Origin of the sequence: Streptococcus sp. k-378 (assembly GCF_013277505.1) — a bacterium.
GTDB classification, from domain to species: Bacteria; Bacillota; Bacilli; order Lactobacillales; family Streptococcaceae; genus Streptococcus; species Streptococcus pseudopneumoniae.
The window spans coordinates 14,101-30,931 of record NZ_VMNC01000012.1 but is presented as its reverse complement, the minus strand read 5'-3'; the positions used below and the strand labels follow the sequence as shown (position 1 = coordinate 30,931).

18 protein-coding genes are annotated in these 16,831 nt (G+C 41.2%); 4 read left to right on the top strand and 14 right to left on the bottom strand.

What is annotated here, in order from left to right; genetic code table 11:
* Positions 1–25 precede the first annotated feature (25 nt).
* The 4 genes from HT719_RS01810 to parE are packed head-to-tail and all read right to left on the bottom strand — an operon-like array spanning position 26 to position 4,446.
* A complete protein-coding gene (locus tag HT719_RS01810) occupies positions 26–628 on the bottom strand; it encodes a Fic family protein (protein WP_172926268.1) in 603 nt (200 codons plus the stop codon).
* Positions 629–662: 34 nt separating this feature from the next.
* A complete protein-coding gene (locus HT719_RS01805; RefSeq protein ID WP_112443538.1) occupies positions 663–1,481 on the bottom strand; it encodes an Eco47II family restriction endonuclease in 819 nt (272 codons plus the stop codon).
* Positions 1,478–2,479 carry a DNA cytosine methyltransferase gene (locus tag HT719_RS01800; RefSeq protein WP_050207868.1) on the bottom strand — a complete coding sequence of 334 codons (1,002 nt, stop codon included), beginning with the start codon at positions 2,477–2,479 and terminating at the stop codon, positions 1,478–1,480. The genes HT719_RS01805 and HT719_RS01800 overlap by 4 nt, the downstream gene beginning before the upstream one ends.
* 23 nt (positions 2,480–2,502) lie before the next feature.
* A complete protein-coding gene (parE, locus tag HT719_RS01795; RefSeq protein ID WP_172926269.1) occupies positions 2,503–4,446 on the bottom strand; it encodes a DNA topoisomerase IV subunit B in 1,944 nt (647 codons plus the stop codon).
* 135 nt (positions 4,447–4,581) lie between these two features.
* On the opposite strand from parE, the gene plsY reads away from it, so the two are divergent.
* On the top strand, positions 4,582–5,223 hold the full coding sequence (plsY, locus tag HT719_RS01790; protein WP_023940961.1) for a glycerol-3-phosphate 1-O-acyltransferase PlsY: 642 nt from the start codon (positions 4,582–4,584) through the stop codon (positions 5,221–5,223).
* A 33-nt stretch (positions 5,224–5,256) separates the two neighbouring features.
* Here plsY and HT719_RS01785 read toward each other — a convergent pair whose 3' ends face one another.
* The 9 genes from HT719_RS01785 to HT719_RS01745 form a co-directional block, all read right to left on the bottom strand.
* Positions 5,257–6,213 carry an ABC transporter permease gene (locus HT719_RS01785; protein WP_023940960.1) on the bottom strand — a complete coding sequence of 319 codons (957 nt, stop codon included), beginning with the start codon at positions 6,211–6,213 and terminating at the stop codon, positions 5,257–5,259.
* Positions 6,214–6,215: 2 nt separating this feature from the next.
* Positions 6,216–7,274: an ABC transporter permease gene (locus tag HT719_RS01780; RefSeq protein WP_054388252.1), complete on the bottom strand. Its 1,059-nt coding sequence runs from the start codon at positions 7,272–7,274 to the stop codon at positions 6,216–6,218.
* Positions 7,267–8,802 carry an ABC transporter ATP-binding protein gene (locus HT719_RS01775; RefSeq protein ID WP_061824887.1) on the bottom strand — a complete coding sequence of 512 codons (1,536 nt, stop codon included), beginning with the start codon at positions 8,800–8,802 and terminating at the stop codon, positions 7,267–7,269. Before HT719_RS01775 ends, HT719_RS01780 begins: the two co-directional genes overlap by 8 nt.
* Before the next feature lie 143 nt (positions 8,803–8,945).
* Positions 8,946–9,998, bottom strand: coding sequence for a BMP family protein (locus HT719_RS01770; RefSeq protein ID WP_001036123.1), 1,053 nt, complete (start codon positions 9,996–9,998; stop codon positions 8,946–8,948).
* An 89-nt stretch (positions 9,999–10,087) separates the two neighbouring features.
* Positions 10,088–10,477: a cytidine deaminase gene (locus HT719_RS01765; protein ID WP_000246089.1), complete on the bottom strand. Its 390-nt coding sequence runs from the start codon at positions 10,475–10,477 to the stop codon at positions 10,088–10,090.
* Positions 10,464–11,126 carry a deoxyribose-phosphate aldolase gene (deoC, locus tag HT719_RS01760; protein WP_172928031.1) on the bottom strand — a complete coding sequence of 221 codons (663 nt, stop codon included), beginning with the start codon at positions 11,124–11,126 and terminating at the stop codon, positions 10,464–10,466. The genes HT719_RS01765 and deoC overlap by 14 nt, the downstream gene beginning before the upstream one ends.
* A 19-nt stretch (positions 11,127–11,145) precedes the next feature.
* Complete coding sequence (locus HT719_RS01755) at positions 11,146–12,423, bottom strand: pyrimidine-nucleoside phosphorylase (RefSeq protein ID WP_172928030.1); 1,278 nt, start codon at positions 12,421–12,423, stop codon at positions 11,146–11,148.
* On the bottom strand, positions 12,420–13,010 hold the full coding sequence (locus tag HT719_RS01750) for a class I SAM-dependent methyltransferase (RefSeq protein WP_001038611.1): 591 nt from the start codon (positions 13,008–13,010) through the stop codon (positions 12,420–12,422). Before HT719_RS01750 ends, HT719_RS01755 begins: the two co-directional genes overlap by 4 nt.
* Positions 13,011–13,225: 215 nt before the next feature.
* Positions 13,226–13,615, bottom strand: coding sequence for a hypothetical protein (locus HT719_RS01745; RefSeq protein WP_172928028.1), 390 nt, complete (start codon positions 13,613–13,615; stop codon positions 13,226–13,228).
* Between the two features lie 199 nt (positions 13,616–13,814).
* On the opposite strand from HT719_RS01745, the gene coaA reads away from it, so the two are divergent.
* From coaA to HT719_RS01730, 3 genes are all read left to right on the top strand, one after another.
* A complete protein-coding gene (gene coaA / locus HT719_RS01740) occupies positions 13,815–14,735 on the top strand; it encodes a type I pantothenate kinase (RefSeq protein WP_000180513.1) in 921 nt (306 codons plus the stop codon).
* Between the two features lie 67 nt (positions 14,736–14,802).
* Positions 14,803–15,039: a 30S ribosomal protein S20 gene (rpsT, locus tag HT719_RS01735; RefSeq protein ID WP_001274000.1), complete on the top strand. Its 237-nt coding sequence runs from the start codon at positions 14,803–14,805 to the stop codon at positions 15,037–15,039.
* Between the two features lie 52 nt (positions 15,040–15,091).
* Positions 15,092–15,604, top strand: coding sequence for a DNA topology modulation protein (locus tag HT719_RS01730; protein ID WP_000684199.1), 513 nt, complete (start codon positions 15,092–15,094; stop codon positions 15,602–15,604).
* Between the two features lie 94 nt (positions 15,605–15,698).
* On the opposite strand, the gene deoD is transcribed toward HT719_RS01730, so the two are convergent.
* Complete coding sequence (gene deoD, locus HT719_RS01725) at positions 15,699–16,409, bottom strand: purine-nucleoside phosphorylase (RefSeq protein WP_031243322.1); 711 nt, start codon at positions 16,407–16,409, stop codon at positions 15,699–15,701.
* Between the last annotated feature and the right edge of the window lie 422 nt (positions 16,410–16,831).

The following is a 16,831-nucleotide window of genomic DNA, read 5'->3' as shown; positions in this document are numbered from 1 at the left end:
CTTCTTCTTACTGGATAGTTTTATACTATAATTCTCCTGTCTGGTAAAGACTATATCCTTCGTAGTGGTATGAAGCATCCACTCCCTTAAAGAAACTGGTCTGACTGAGGTCATCCGTCAAGTTATTGAGAAGTAAATACTTGAGTTCTCCAGTCGATACTGCACTACGCTTCATGGCATTCAGGTATTCATCCTTATCAATAGCGTTCCAATCTACCACCTTACCCAGCTTCTGACGAAGCATACAATCTAACCAAATCCGCATGGCGCGTCCATTCCCCTCACGGAAAGGATGGGCAATATTCATATCCGCATACTTATCAACCACTTGATCAAAATTGTCATGAGGAAGTTTGTCAATATACTGTAAGGATTGCTCCAAAAAAATACGGGGGGCAAATTGAAAGTTATCCTTTGCAATATTAACATCACGGATTTTTCCGGCGAAATCATAGATACCAGAAAAAAGATAGTAGTGAATAGCGGACAGCCCTGCAAATGTCCCAACTTCCATCTTGAACAAGTCTCCTGTCTGAAAAAGCAGGGCGGCTTGTTTTTTTGTCAGTTTTTCTTCTGCATCTGCCAGCTGGGCTGAGTTTGTAATGCCTAGTTTATTTTCCAATACCATATCTTCCCCTTATTAACGCCATTTTGTTATGAAATCATGTTCTATCAAAACCTAAATAAGTTGAAAATCCTAGAAGATAGATCACTCTTGCAACTGCCAATTCACTATCATCTTCAATATTTCCTTCTGCTTTCATAATGATTTCTTCAAAAACAGTATCATTTGGCACGATCTCTGTTCCCATTTTTTCTACTGCCTTCTCAGCTACTGACGGTAAATTCATACACATCTTATAAAAAGCATCTTTTTCACCCGTTACCATGAAATAAAATTGATCCAGGCTAACTCTACGAATAAATTTGTGACCAACTTTTTCCCCGTCAACTTTAGGTTCCCATTTAATATTTTGAGATTGCTTTGAAATCGCTTCGACCAAGAAACAGGCACAATCGTCATCCTTCAATAACTGATTTTGCATCTTGATAAAAGTCTTCCCTGATGATGCAGAATTCATAGTATTGTGCTTATTTTTCATTTCAACATAAATTCTACTTACACGCGAACCATCAGGTAAAGAAATTCCTCCTGGATTCTCGTATATAACATCCCAGCCACCTTCTTTTCCATTATCTGGGACACGACAATTCCTCATATATCTGAAAATAGTTTGATGGAAATAGCCAATATCATTATTATTTGACTTATCTCTTTGGCGAAAAATTTCATTACTAATAATTTCATCCCAAGAACTACGATAAACCGACTTATCAAAAATTAGTTTTACAGGATCTACAATATTCTTATTAAATCGTTTCAAATCAAAAGATTTCAATTTTTCACCATACTTCGAAATAGTATCTTGAACATGTTTTAAAAAATCTTCTTCACTAATAAAATCTAAATCCCAAGTCATAGTTGCTCCAAACTTTCTTTTATTTTTATACCCACTTCATAAGCCAAGTTAACTGGAACAGCATTCCCCACTTGCTTATATTGATTTCCTATGCTCCCTTGGAATATCCAATCATCTGGAAAACTTTGAATGCGAGCATTTTCACGAACTGTAAAAGGACGAGCCTCCAATGGATGGCAACGTTCTGTTTGTTTTTGGGTAGGAGATGTTAAAACTGTTAAAGATGGCTCATCTAAACTCATTCTTCTCAAAATACCTGTCCTGCCCCCAGTCATATCCCAAGTTGACTTCATATACTCTTTTGCAATATCTTCTGGAATATCACGCCAATAGCCACCTGGGGGAACTAATTCAAAAATTTTTCTCTTGTAATCAGAATATTGTGCACCAACACTAGGCGGACTATCTAATAATATATCTCTCAATACTGGCTTATATTCATGTGGTTCTGGATAATCAAACGAAATAATATCAGCTAAGTCATTTCTAACCCCAACCATAATCATACGTTCACGTTTCTGAGCCACTCCATAATCCCAGGCATTTAAAACCTTCCATTTAACCGTGTAACCTTCATCCGAAAAAATATCCATAATAGTTCGAAATGTTTTTCCATGATCATGAGAAACTAGGCCACGTACATTTTCAAAAACAAACATTTTCGGTTGAAGTTTATTTAGAAATATTGCATAGTGGTAGAATAATGTACCTCGAGCATCCTCTAAACCTAAACGTTTCCCAGCATAAGAAAAAGCTTGGCAGGGAGCACCTCCGCTCAACAGTTCTAGTTCTCCCTTTTTTATATTAAAATATTCCTCCAAATCAAGAGATGAAATATTTGCAATATCATCATGAATGACATTCCAACTAGGTCTGTTGTGTTTCAATGTTGCCGCTGCTGCTTTATCAAACTCAATCAAACCAATGGCTTCGAATCCAGCTTTTTCTATTCCAAGTGCCAAACCACCTGCACCTGCAAATAATTCAATAACTCTCACTCTTATTTCCTCTTTAAACTAACTTAAAACACTGTCGCTTCTTCCAACGTAAACTTGACATTATCCTCAATCCACTTACGGCGTGGTTCGACCTTATCGCCCATGAGGACATTGACGCGGCGTTCGGCGCGGGCTAGGTCTTCGATTGTGACACGGATGAGGGTACGAGTTTCTGGGTTCATGGTTGTTTCCCAGAGCTGGTCGGCATTCATCTCTCCAAGCCCCTTGTAGCGTTGGAGTGTTGCTCCTTTACCGAACTGCTTGCGGAGTTCTTCTAGTTCCCCGTCCGTCCATGCGTAAGCTACTTCTTCCTTCTTGCCTTTACCTTTTGACATCTTGTAAAGAGGCGGAAGGGCGATATAGACATGACCTGCCTCGACAAGAGGACGCATATAGCGGTAAAAGAAGGTTAAGAGAAGTGTTTGAATGTGGGCACCGTCAGTATCCGCATCGGTCATGATAATAATCTTGTCATAGTTGGCATCTTCAATAGAGAAATCTGCTCCAACACCTGCACCGATGGTATAAATCATGGTATTGATTTCTTCATTTTTAAGGATATCCGCCATCTTGGCCTTGGCTGTATTGATAACTTTACCTCGAAGGGGCAAGATAGCCTGGAACTTGCGGTCACGACCTTGTTTAGCCGATCCACCGGCAGAATCTCCCTCGACTAGATAGAGTTCGTTCTTAGCAGGATTTTTAGACTGAGCTGGGGTCAATTTCCCAGACAACAAGCCCTTATCTTTCTTATTTTTCTTCCCATTTCGGCTCTCATCACGCGCCTTACGTGCCGCTTCACGAGCATCACGAGCCTTGATAGCCTTGCGAATGAGATTGGAAGCTAGTTCTCCATTTTCCATTAGGAAGAAAGTCAACTTATCCGCCACAATTCCATCCACAACCGGACGAGCTAGTGGACTGCCTAGTTTGTCCTTGGTCTGACCTTCAAACTGCAAATGTTCTTCAGGAACCAAGATAGAAAGAACAGCTGCTAGCCCCTCACGATAGTCTGACCCTTCAAGGTTTTTATCTTTTTCCTTGAGAAGCCCCGTCTTACGCGCATAGTCATTCATAACCTTGGTAATGGCAGACTTGAGTCCTGTCTCATGTGTTCCACCGTCCTTGGTGCGAACGTTATTGACAAAGGACAAGATGTTATCTGAAAAACCATCATTGTACTGGAGGGCAACTTCCACTTGAAAACCATTGTCTTCACCTTCAAAGTAAAGGACTGGCGTCAAGGTTTCCTTGTCTTCGTTTAGATAAGAAACAAAGTCCTGCACCCCATTCTCATAGTGAAATTCAATTGCTTCATCTGTTCGCTCGTCTGTCAAAGACAAGGTCACATTTTTCAAGAGAAAGGCTGACTCATTGAGACGTTCTGAAATGGTATTGTACTTGAAGTCTGTCGTAGAAAAGATCGTCGCATCAGGCATAAATGTAACCTTGGTACCTGTTTTAGACTTAGGTGCTGTACCGATTTTCTTCAAGGTCGTGACAGGTTTTCCCCCATTTTCAAAACGTTGCTTATAGATTGCCCCGTCACGGGTAATTTCAACTTCCAGCCAACTTGAAAGAGCGTTAACAACGGAAGAACCCACCCCGTGGAGACCACCAGATGTCTTGTAGCCACCCTGACCGAATTTTCCTCCGGCATGAAGAATGGTAAAGATAACCTCAACTGTTGGAATCCCCATAGCGTGCATACCCGTCGGCATCCCACGACCATGGTCTTGAACCGTTAAACTGCCATCTTTATTGATGGTCACATCAATACGGTCACCAAATCCAGACAAGGCTTCATCGACAGCATTATCGACGATTTCCCAAACTAGGTGGTGGAGCCCAGCGCCATCGGTCGATCCGATATACATCCCTGGACGTTTACGGACCGCATCCAACCCTTCTAGCACCTGAATGGCATCATCATTATAATTGTTAATATTGATTTCCTTTTTTGACACAAGGAACCTCCTATTCGTTCATCTTTACTATTCTACAGGTTTTCCAAGGATTTTGCAAAATTTTTCTTTCTCCGATGTAACAATTTCAGAAGAGATTCTCTGCCTTTCTTCTTCATTTCATGATATAATAGGAGTATGATTACAATAGTTTTATTAATCCTAGCCTATCTGCTGGGTTCGATTCCGTCTGGTCTCTGGATTGGACAAGTATTCTTTCAAATCAATCTGCGCGAGCATGGTTCTGGTAACACTGGAACGACCAATACTTTCCGCATTTTAGGTAAGAAAGCTGGTATGGCGACCTTTGTCATTGACTTTTTCAAAGGAACACTAGCAACACTTCTTCCGATTATGTTTCATCTACAAGGGGTTTCGCCTCTCATCTTTGGACTTTTGGCTGTTATTGGCCATACCTTTCCTATCTTTGCAGGATTTAAGGGTGGCAAGGCTGTCGCAACCAGTGCGGGAGTGATTTTCGGATTTGCACCTGTCTTCTGTCTCTACCTTGCAGTTGTTTTCTTTGGAACCCTCTATCTTGGTAGTATGATTTCACTATCTAGTGTCACAGCATCTATCGCGGCTGTTATCGGGGTTCTGCTCTTTCCACTTTTTGGTTTTATCCTGAGCAATTATGACCCTCTCCTCATCGCTATTATCCTAGCTCTTGCTAGTTTGATTATCATTCGTCATAAGGACAATATCACACGCATCAAAAATAAAACTGAAAATTTGGTCCCTTGGGGATTAAACCTAACCCATCAAGATCCTAAAAAATAAAACGCCAGTTCTATACTGACGTTTTTTGTATGCTTATTTTGATTTGATATAATTGATACCATCTGCTTTTGGTGCAACTGCTTTTCCAAAGAAGGCTGCCAAGACAAGAATTGTCAAAACATAAGGTGCAATTTGAAGATAAACCGCAGGAACTCCTTGCAGGAATGGCAATTGAGAACCGATAACAGCCAAACTTTGTGAAAGCCCAAAGAAGAGACTAGATAGCATGGCTCCGATTGGATTCCATTTTCCAAAGATCATCGCAGCAAGGGCGATAAATCCAGGTCCAACAATAGTTGTTACTGAGAAGTTAACTGAGATTGATTGAGCATAAATCGCTCCACCAATTCCACCTAGGAAACCTGAAATAATAACCCCTAAATATCTCATCTTGTAGACATTGATTCCCAAAGTATCCGCTGCTTGAGGATGCTCACCGACAGAGCGAAGACGAAGACCAAAGCGGGTCTTGAAGAGGATAAACCAAGCAAGGAATGAGAAGGCAATGGCCAAATAACCAAGTAGACTAGTTGACTTGAAGAAAATATCACCGATAACTGGGATATTTGCCAAGACTGGGAAATCAAAGCGTCCAAAAGTCTGACTTAGGTTGTCGGTTTGTCCTTTGTTATAAAGAACTTTAACCAAGAAAACAGCCAAGGCAGGCGCCATCAAGTTCAATACCGTACCGCTGACAACATGGTCTGCACGGAAATGCACCGTCGCAGCTGCGTGAATGATAGAAAAGATTCCCCCTACCAATCCTGCTACAAGCAAGGATAGCCATGGAGTTGCTGCTCCAAATTGTTCCGCAAATTCAAGGTTAAAGACAACTCCAGAAAAGGCACCCATAACCATAATTCCTTCAAGGCCGACGTTTACCACACCTCCACGTTCAGAGAAAACACCACCGATACTTGTAAAGATGAGGGGTGCTGAGTAAATCAGCATAGAAGACACCAAGAGGGTGAGCAAGGTTGTAATCGACATCTTTACTTACCTCCTTTAACTTGTTTTTTCGGTTTGACAAAGCGTTCGATAAGATAATGAACACTGACAAAGAAGATAATAGAAGCTGTTACAATGCTGACAAGCTCAGATGGTACCTGCGCCGCATTCATACCAGGAGCTCCAACTTGGAGAACACCAAACAGAAAGGCTGCAAAGAGAATACCAATTGGTGAGTTGGCCGCAAGCAGACTAACCGCCATCCCGTTAAATCCAACAGCCAATGACGCCCCCTGAACATAGACATTCTGGAAGGTTCCAAGTCCTTCAACAGCTCCACCAAGACCAGCCAAGGCACCTGAAATAATCATTGAGAGGATAATCGTTCTTTTTGCAGAAATACCAGCATATTCTGAAGCATGTGGATTAAGACCAACCGCACGAATTTCAAAACCAAGGGTTGTTTTCTTGAGCATAAACCAAATGACTGCAACGGCAATGAGAGCAAAGAAAATACCAATATTCATCCGTGAGTTACCAGTCAATTCAGATAACCAAGGTGTCTGATAGGTTGCATTAGCCCCGACACGAATGGTCGAATCTGTACTTTGCATGAATTCTTTAGGGAAGGCATGAATAAAGGCATTCCCTACATACAAGACAATGTAGTTCATCATGATGGTGACGATAACCTCTGACGTCCCTAGATAGGCTCTCAGAATACCTGGAATCGCGCCGACAATCCCACCAGCAATCAAGGCAATCACAATGGTTGCTAAAATCATCAAGGGACGGGGCATATCTGGATGCGACAGGGCAAACCAACCACTGAGAATCCAACCTGCCAAAGCCTGACCAGGAAGTCCGACGTTAAAGAAACCTGCTCGGCTGGCAACGGCAAAGCCCAGACCAATCAAGACCAAAGGCCCCATAGCACGGAAGATTTCTCCAATTCCACGCAGACTGCCAAAGGCTGTATAGAACAATTCTTCGTAACCCCAAATAGCATCATAGCCGAAGATCCACATGACAATGGCTCCAAGTAAAATTCCAAGGAAGACAGAGATCAAGGGAACCGAAATTTGTTGTAATTTTTTAGACATCACTCTTCTCCTTTCCCAAGTTTCCACCAGCCATCAAGACACCAAGTTCTTGTTTATTGGTTGTTTCTGGTGATACAATACCTTGAATCTTACCATCGTGGATAACGGCAATACGGTCTGAGACGTTTAAAATCTCATCTAGTTCAAAGCTGACAACAAGGACAGCCTTCCCATTATCACGCTCTTCAATCAAGCGTTTGTGGATATACTCAATGGCACCGACATCCAACCCACGAGTTGGCTGGCTGACGATAAGGAGATCAGGATCTCGATCAATTTCACGAGCAATAATTGCTTTTTGTTGATTTCCTCCTGAGAGTGCAGCTGCAGGAACAAATTCACTGGCAGCACGAACATCAAATTCTTCCATTAGCTTTTTAGCATAAGAAGTAATATTTGAATAGTTCAAAATTCCATTTTTACTATGTGGTTCTTTGTAGTAGGTTTGAAGGGCAATATTTTCAGAAATCATCATCTCTAAAATCAAACCATCACGGTGACGGTCTTCTGGAACGTGCCCAACACTTAGCTCTGTAATTTGTCGTGGATGCAAGCCTACAATTGAATCTCCTTTTAGCTCAATGCTACCAGATTCAACCTTGCGAAGACCTGTGATGGCTTGAATCAGTTCAGACTGACCATTTCCATCAATCCCCGCAATTCCAACAATCTCTCCAGCACGAACATCCAAGGACAGATTTTTCACAGCTGGGACACCGCGGTTTTCATTGACCACCAAGTCTGTAATAGACAAGACCACTTCTTTTGGTTGAGAGGCTTGTTTCTCCGTTTTAAAGGAAACAGAACGTCCCACCATCATTTCTGCCAAATCAGCATTGGTAGCCCCTGCAATTTCGACGGTTTCAATTGATTTCCCACGACGGATAACTGTAACGCGGTCAGAAACTGCGCGAATCTCGTCCAACTTGTGGGTGATCAAGATAATTGATTTTCCTTCTTTGACAAGATTTTTCATAATAGCCATCAACTCATCAATTTCTGATGGAGTCAAAACAGCCGTTGGTTCGTCAAAGATAAGGATATCAGCCCCCCGATAAAGGGTTTTTAAAATTTCTACACGTTGTTGGGCTCCGACTGAGATGTCTGCTACCTTGGCAGAAGGGTCAACAGCTAAGCCATAACGTTCAGAAAGAGCCTTGATTTCTTTGCTAGCTCCAGCAATATCTAGTACACCATTTTTAGTCAATTCACTTCCTAAAATGATGTTTTCAGCCACCGTGAAAGCTTCTACCAACATAAAGTGCTGGTGAACCATTCCGATTCCCAAGCCAGCTGCTTTAGATGGTGAATCGAGATTGACAACTTGACCGTTGACCGCGATTTCACCACTAGTTGGTTCAAGAAGTCCTGCTAACATGTTCATGAGCGTGGACTTTCCAGCCCCATTTTCTCCTAAAAGTGCATGAATTTCACCTTTTCGTAGGTGCAGGTTGATTTTGTCGTTGGCAACAAATTCACCAAACACCTTGGTAATATCACGCATCTCAATGACATTTTCGTGTGCCATGTGCTCTTCCTTTCAGAGTCTTATTTTATTTCAATAAAACTTGCTATTTTATCTAGTAGCAAGCTTTACTGAGACAAAATGACTTTGTCTCAACTCTTAAAAAAGCGGCCGAGGGCCGCTTCCTAAGAAATGACTTCCATCCATTATTTTGCAGGAACTTTTACGCTTCCATCAAGGATTTTAGCTTTAGCATCTTCGACAGCTTTTTTACCTTCTTCTGAAAGGTTTGTTACTACCAAGTCAACCCCTTTATCCTTCAATGAGTAAACGATTACTTGACCACCAGGGAATTCACCTTTTTCTGCTTTGTTAGAAATATCTTTTACAGTTGTACCAACTTGTTTCAAAGTAGATACAAGAACAAAGTTTGATTCTTTACCATCTTTAGAAGTGTATTTACCTTCTGCTTCTTGGTCACGGTCAACACCGATAACCCAAACTTTTTCATTTTCAGGACGGCTTTCGTTAAGTGATTTTGCTTCTGCAAAGACACCAGCACCTGTACCACCAGCTACTTGGTAAACAATATCTGCACCGGCTGCGTATTGTGCGGCTGCAATTGTTTTACCTTTAGCAGCATCACCAAATGAACCAGCGTAGTCAACTTGTACTTTGATAGATGGGTCTACTGACGCAACACCAGCCTTGAATCCTGCTTCAAAACGAGAGATAACTTCTGACTCCTGCCCACCTACAAAACCAACTTGTTTTGTTTTAGTTGTTTTTGCTGCAGCTACACCTGCAAGGTAACCTGACTCATTATCAGCGAAAGTTACGCTCGCAACATTCTTTTGATCTTTAATCACATCATCAATCAAGACATAGTTCAAGTCAGAATGTTCTTTAGCTGCTTCTTCAACCGCATTGTGAAGGGCAAAACCAACACCGAAGATTAGGTTGTAACTTCCAGCCGCTTGTTGCAAGTTGTTAGCGTAGTCAGCTTCACTTGTTGATTGGAAGTAAGTGAAACCGTTATCTTTTGAAAGATTGTGTTCTTTACCCCAAGCCTGCAAACCTTCCCAAGCTGATTGGTTGAATGATTTGTCATCAACACCACCAGTATCAGTGACGATTGCTGCTTTTGTCTTCACATCAGAAGATGAATCTGCCTTACGAGAAGAGCGGTTACCACATGCAGCAAGTCCAACTGCTGCCACTGCTACTAGGCCAAGACCTAGCCATTGTTTCTTGTTCATTACTGAACCTCCTAAATAAGATGTGCAACGATGTTGCAAGTATGGATTGGTTGGCCGCAAGGACCGTGCCACTCAGAGAGCGACTCAGACTAATTTAAGTCTGTAAAAGAGTATGGAAGTAATTCCCCGACCGTCATCTCGACCGTCGATTTATCTTTTGCGACTAAGGTCACTTTTAGATCTTGTTCAAAAAATTCGACCATTACTTGGCGACAAGCACCACATGGTGAAATCGGTTTTTCAGTTTGACCATAAACAATCAGCTCTGAAAATTCTCTTTGCCCTTCAGATACAGCCTTAAAAATGGCTGTTCTCTCACCGCAATTGGTCAAAGGATAGCTAGCATTTTCGATATTCACTCCCGTATAAACACTTCCGTCTTTGGCTACTAAAACTGCTCCGATAGGAAAGTGAGAATAGGGGACATAGGCATGTTTGCTGGTTTCAATTGCCAGTTCAATCAACTCAGTAGTCGCCATCTGCCAATTCTCCTTTTAGAATTGCTACTCCAGCTGACGTTCCGATACGGGTCGCACCTGCTTCCACAAAGGCAAGAGCATCTGCATAAGAACGAGCTCCACCAGCAGCCTTGACACCCATATCAGGTCCAACTGTTTCACGCATCAATTTGACATCTGCTATCGTAGCACCACCAGTTGAAAAGCCAGTAGATGTTTTGACAAAGTCAGCCCCAGCTTTTTGGGCTAATTGGCAGGCTACAACTTTTTCTTGGTCAGTCAGCAGGCACGCTTCAATAATGACTTTCACTAACTTGTCACCACTTGCTTCCACGACTGCGCGAATATCTGACTCTACCAAGGCTAAATTGCCTGATTTGAGAGCCCCAACATTGATTACCATGTCAATCTCATCAGCCCCATTTTGGATAGCTTCTTTTGTCTCAAAAGCTTTCACAGCTGAAGTTGTTGCTCCCAAGGGGAAACCTACTACTGTGCAGACCTTGACATCTGTGCCTTCAAGCCCTTTTTTGGCATGTTCAACCCAGGTCAGATTAACGCAAACACTGGCAAAATCATACTCTCTAGCCTCAGACAACAAACAATCAATTTGATTTTCTGTTGCATCTTGTTTTAAAAGCGTATGATCGATATATTTATTTAATTTCATATTCGGATTCTCCTACGGTTCATGAGATAATTTCTATAATTTCTCGTAAACTTTGCACCCTATCATTTATTTTAACATATTTTTGAAAATCTGTAACTAGCTGAGGAGAAATTTTTCCATTTGTGTATACTTTTGCAACAATTTCTCCCGTTTGAACAGAATCTCCAACCTTCTTTTCAAAAACAATTCCTGTTTCATAGTCCAAATCATCAGTCTTGACTGCACGGCCTGCCCCCAGTCTCATAGCATAAAGCCCAAATTCCATAGCTGGAAGAGCTGAAATGACACCCGTTTCCTGAGCAGGAATTTCCACCACATGGGCAACATTGACAGGACGATAGAGGTCTTCTAAGTCTCCACCTTGGGCTTGGACCATTTCCTCAAACTTAGCCAGCGCTTGGCCATTTTCAAGATGTTGGCGAACTTCTTCAACTGTTTTATTTACATTTGCCAGACCAAGCATAATTTGAGCCAACTCACAAATAAAGTGGGTAATATCCTGACGTCCTTGACCTTGTAGAATCTCCAATGCTTCAAGGATTTCCAGACGATTTCCAATCGCACGCCCTAAAGGCTGGCTCATATCCGTAATCACCGCTACTGTCTTCCGGCCAACAGCCTTACCAAGTTCCACCATGGTTTGAGCCAACTCACGCGCCTCATCAACCGTCTTCATGAAGGCGCCCTCACCGACAGTTACGTCTAGCAAAATAGCATCCGCTCCTGCCGCGATTTTCTTGCTCATCACCGAACTCGCAATCAAAGGAATCGTGTCGACAGTTGCGGTCACATCACGGAGGGCGTAGAGAAGTTTATCTGCTTTAACCATCTGGTCTGATTGCCCAATGACAGATACACCAATATCCTGAACCTGACGAATGAAATCTTCTTGACTGCGCTCGACTTGATAGCCCTTAATGGATTCCAATTTATCAATTGTCCCACCAGTATGGCCGAGACCACGACCACTCATTTTTGCTACAGGCACACCGAAGCTAGCAACAAGAGGAGCTAAAATCAAGGTTACCTTATCGCCGACACCACCAGTAGAATGCTTGTCAACCTTAACCCCATCAATAGCGGATAAATCAAACTCTTGACCAGTCTTGACCATCTTCATAGTCAAATCTGAGATTTCTCGTGTCGTCATTCCTTTGAAATAGACAGCCATAGCAAAAGCAGACATCTGATAATCAGGAACAGTTCCTGACACATAGCCTTCAACTAACCATTCAATTTCACTCGAAGACAGTTCTTGACCATCTCGTTTCTTTTGGATTAAATCAACTGCTCTCATTCTTTCACACTTCTAAGGATATAGTATCCCTTATCTTTTTTGACGATTTCACAATTACCAAACACATCCTCCATCTTGGACTTGGCACTTGGAGCCCCTTGTTTTTTCTGGATGACGATGGTCAAATCCCCACCAGTTTCCAAGAAATCTTTACTTTTCTCGATGATTTCATGAACGACTTGCTTGCCCGCACGGATAGGAGGATTGGAAATGACATGGTCAAATCGCCCTTGAACTCTTGCATAAATATTAGATTGAAATATCGTCGCTTTTACATTATTTTTTTCAGCATTTTGTCGCGCCAAATCCAAGGCACGATTATTGATATCGACCATGGTAGCCTGAACGCCATAAGCCTTAGCTAAAGACAAGCCCAAAGGTCCGTAACCACAGCCTACATCAAGGACAGTTTCTCCTTGGTTGACCTCCAGACACTTGAGCAAGAGTTGACTTCCAAAGTCAACCATCTTCTTGCTAAAAACACCTGCATCCGTCAGAAAGGTCATTTTTTCTCCCAACAATTCTACTCGCAACTCATGTATGTCGTGAGCAGCGTCAGGATTTTCTGCATAGTACATTTTATTCATAACCCTATTCTATCATATTTTGGATCGAATTGTAAATCGTTTACATATCCAGAATGAGACAAAAAGATTGAAGGAAGTTGCGTTACAATAACTCCCCTTCAATCTCTTTCAACTTTTATAAGCAACTTGTATTTCATCTAGGACTACAGCTATCATTGCCATGATAAAACACATAACACAAGATTTATTGTCTATCATCAGACGCATTTTGATTACTATTGCTTAATCATCAACAAAATTCCCAACAAAATGTTTAGATAAAAGCCCAACTGATAAGTTTGTGTCAGGATTTCCAAACTTGTCCAAAGTCGTATCAAATCTTCTAGCGATCTTCTAGCGAAATAACCCTCTGTCGCAATCCATAGAACTAAAAAGAAATAACTACCAGCAGCAAGCCATTTCGTCCACCGTTTTTTTAGGAAGAAAGCAATCAAAAGCGAACAGATAAAGACAGCTGTTACAATGGCATGTTCCATCAAAAAAGTAAAACCGTAATAGATTTCCACAAAGCGTCTACCATTATCCGCATTGACTCCTTTTATAAAAGGTAAGGCAAAACTTAAAATAAAACAGAGTTCCAATAGGTAACGTTTCAAGATTTTCATAGTACACCTCCTATAAGTTATAAACCCCAAAGCCCCCTTTATAGCTGATAAGTCAGTAGAAAGCAGCTCCTACTTCATCAATAAATTGTTCATCCTCTATCTACTTATATTATATACTATTGACTTACCACATTCAAGAAACCGCTTTATTTTTTTAACTTTTTATGGTATGATAGACAAAATATCTAGGGGAAAACAAATGACCAACGAATTTTTACATTTTGAAAAAATCAGTCGCCAGACTTGGCAATCTTTACATCGAAAGACGACACCTCCTTTGACAGAAGAGGAATTAGAATCCATCAAGAGTTTTAATGACCAGATTAGCTTGCAGGATGTTACCGATGTCTATCTCCCCCTAGCCCATCTCATCCAGATTTACAAGCGTACCAAGGATGATTTGGCCTTTTCAAAAGGGATTTTCCTTCAACGTGAAAGCAAATCCCAGCCTTTTATCATTGGGGTTTCTGGGAGTGTTGCCGTTGGAAAATCCACAACCAGTCGCCTACTTCAAATCCTACTGTCCCGTACACTTACAGATGCTACGGTTGAGTTGGTAACAACTGACGGCTTTCTCTATCCCAACCAGACCTTGATTGAACAAGGGATTTTAAATCGTAAGGGATTTCCTGAAAGCTATGATATGGAAGCTCTTCTCAACTTCTTGGACTGCATCAAAAATGGACAAGATGTGGATATTCCTGTCTATTCTCATGAAGTCTACGACATCGTACCTGAGGAAAAGCAAAGTGTCAAAGCTGCTGATTTTGTGATTGTTGAAGGAATCAATGTCTTTCAAAATCCACAAAACGAACGTCTCTATATCACTGACTTCTTCGACTTTTCCATCTATGTTGATGCTGGAGTGGATGATATTGAGAGTTGGTATCTGGACCGTTTCTTGAAAATGCTGAGCCTAGCCCAAAACGACCCTGATAGCTACTATTATCGTTTTACTCAGATGCCGATTGGGGAAGTGGAGTCCTTTGCCCATCAGGTCTGGACCAGTATCAATCTCACAAATCTACAAAATTATATTGAACCAACCAGAAATCGTGCGGAAGTGATTCTTCATAAAAGCAAGAACCATGAAATCGATGAAATTTACTTAAAAAAATAATTTTCCCTTGTCAAAACGTAAGTTTTCAGATATAATGGTATAGTTAGTAAATATGGAGGTAAGAACATTGGCAAACATTAAATCAGCTATCAAACGCGCTGAATTGAACGTTAAACAAAACGAAAAGAACTCAGCTCAAAAATCAGCTATGCGTACTGCTATCAAAGCTTTCGAAGCAAACCCATCTGAAGAACTTTTCCGTGCTGCTAGCTCAGCTATCGATAAAGCAGAAACTAAAGGTTTGATTCACAAAAACAAAGCAAGCCGCGATAAAGCTCGTCTTTCAGCTAAACTTGCTAAATAAGAAACAGTCCATAGAGGCTGTTTTTTTGTCTCCAAATAGGAAAAGGTAGAAAATGAAAATTGCAATTATCGGATATTCTGGTGCTGGTAAGTCAACGCTAGCTGAAAAGTTATCTCTCTACTACTCCATCCCAAAACTTCATATGGACACACTCCAATTTCAACCTGGTTGGCAAGACAGTGACCGTGATTGGATGTTAACCGAGATGAAAAATTTTCTCACCAAGCATGAAGCTTGGGTCATCGATGGTAATTATTCTTGGTGTTATTACGAAGAAAGAATGCAGGAAGCTAACCAGATCATCTTTTTAAACTTCTCTGCTTGGAATTGTTTGCTAAGAGCCTTTAAGCGCTATTTAAAATACAGAGGAAAAGTGAGAGAAAGCATGGCTAAGGGATGCCCCGAGCAATTCAACTGGGAATTTATTCGTTGGATTCTCTGGGATGGTCGAACAAAAAATGCTAAGGATAGATACCAATATTTAAACAATACTTACCCAGAAAAGATGCGTATTCTCCATTCTCAAGCAGAGATTGATTGTTTTTTGCAATCTCTTAAAAAATAGACGGTAGAGCAACATTTCATTAAGGTCACAGTATGGACTGAATGACTAAAAAAGGAAGATTTTCATCCAGAAAGTCTTCCTTTTGTGTTCTCTTTTATTCAGCAATCAAGGTTTCTAATCCAACCTTCATCATATCGGTGAAGGTATTTTGACGTTCTTCTGCAGTCGTGTCCTCATCTGGATTAACCAAGCTATCAGAGATTGTCATAATAGCTAGCGCATCAACATGGTGCTGAGCAGCCAGATAGTAAAGAGCTGCTGCTTCCATTTCCACAGCCTTGACCCCCCATTTACCAAGCTCAATGTTCTTTTCAAAGTAGTTTGAATAAAAGACATCAGATGACAAAACGTTCCCAACGTGGGTTGTCATACCGAGATTTTTGGCAATATGATAAGCCTTATCAAGCAAATCAAAGCTAGCGATTTGTGGGAAATCATACTGTGGCCAGTCATTACGGACGATGTTTGAGTTAGTTGCAGCTGCCTGAGCCAAAACCAATTCACGGACGTGAACATCTTCATTCAAAGAACCTGCTGTTCCCACACGGATCAATTTTTTCACACCGTAGTCAACAATCAACTCACGCGCATAAATCGAAATAGATGGCATTCCCATCCCAGTTCCCATAACAGATACACGGTGGCCCTTGTAAGTACCAGTGTAACCAAACATGTTACGCACTTCGTTAAAACAAACAGCATCTTCAAGGAAATTCTCCGCAATAAACTTAGCACGAAGAGGATCCCCAGGAAGAAGAATTTTATCAGCAATTTCACCCTGCTGAGCAGCAATATGGATAGACATAATATAAGATACCAAACCCGTCAAAAAGCAAAGGGAAAATAGGAGTTGAGTGCAGTGAGCGATGCTCGCTAGGCCAACTATCTTTTTCCCACTGCTTTTAGGGTGGGTTCAATTCCTTTCTTTCTTAATTTTGATGATATTGAGAAGATTAGACCGGATTCAATTCAAACCCGAACTCCCCTTCTCTTCTGAGTTTTTAGAAAAGTTTTCCGCTCGTGTTCAAATCAAAACACATGCTCTACCTTTCTTTTTTATATTTTATATTGAGAAAGATACCAAACCCGTTAAAAAGCCAAAGGGAAAATAGGAGTGGGGCGCAGTGAGCGATGCTCGCTAGACCAACTATCTTTTTCCCACTGCTTTTATGATGGGTTCAATTCCTTTCTTAATTTTGATAATATTGAGAAGAGTAGATCGGATTC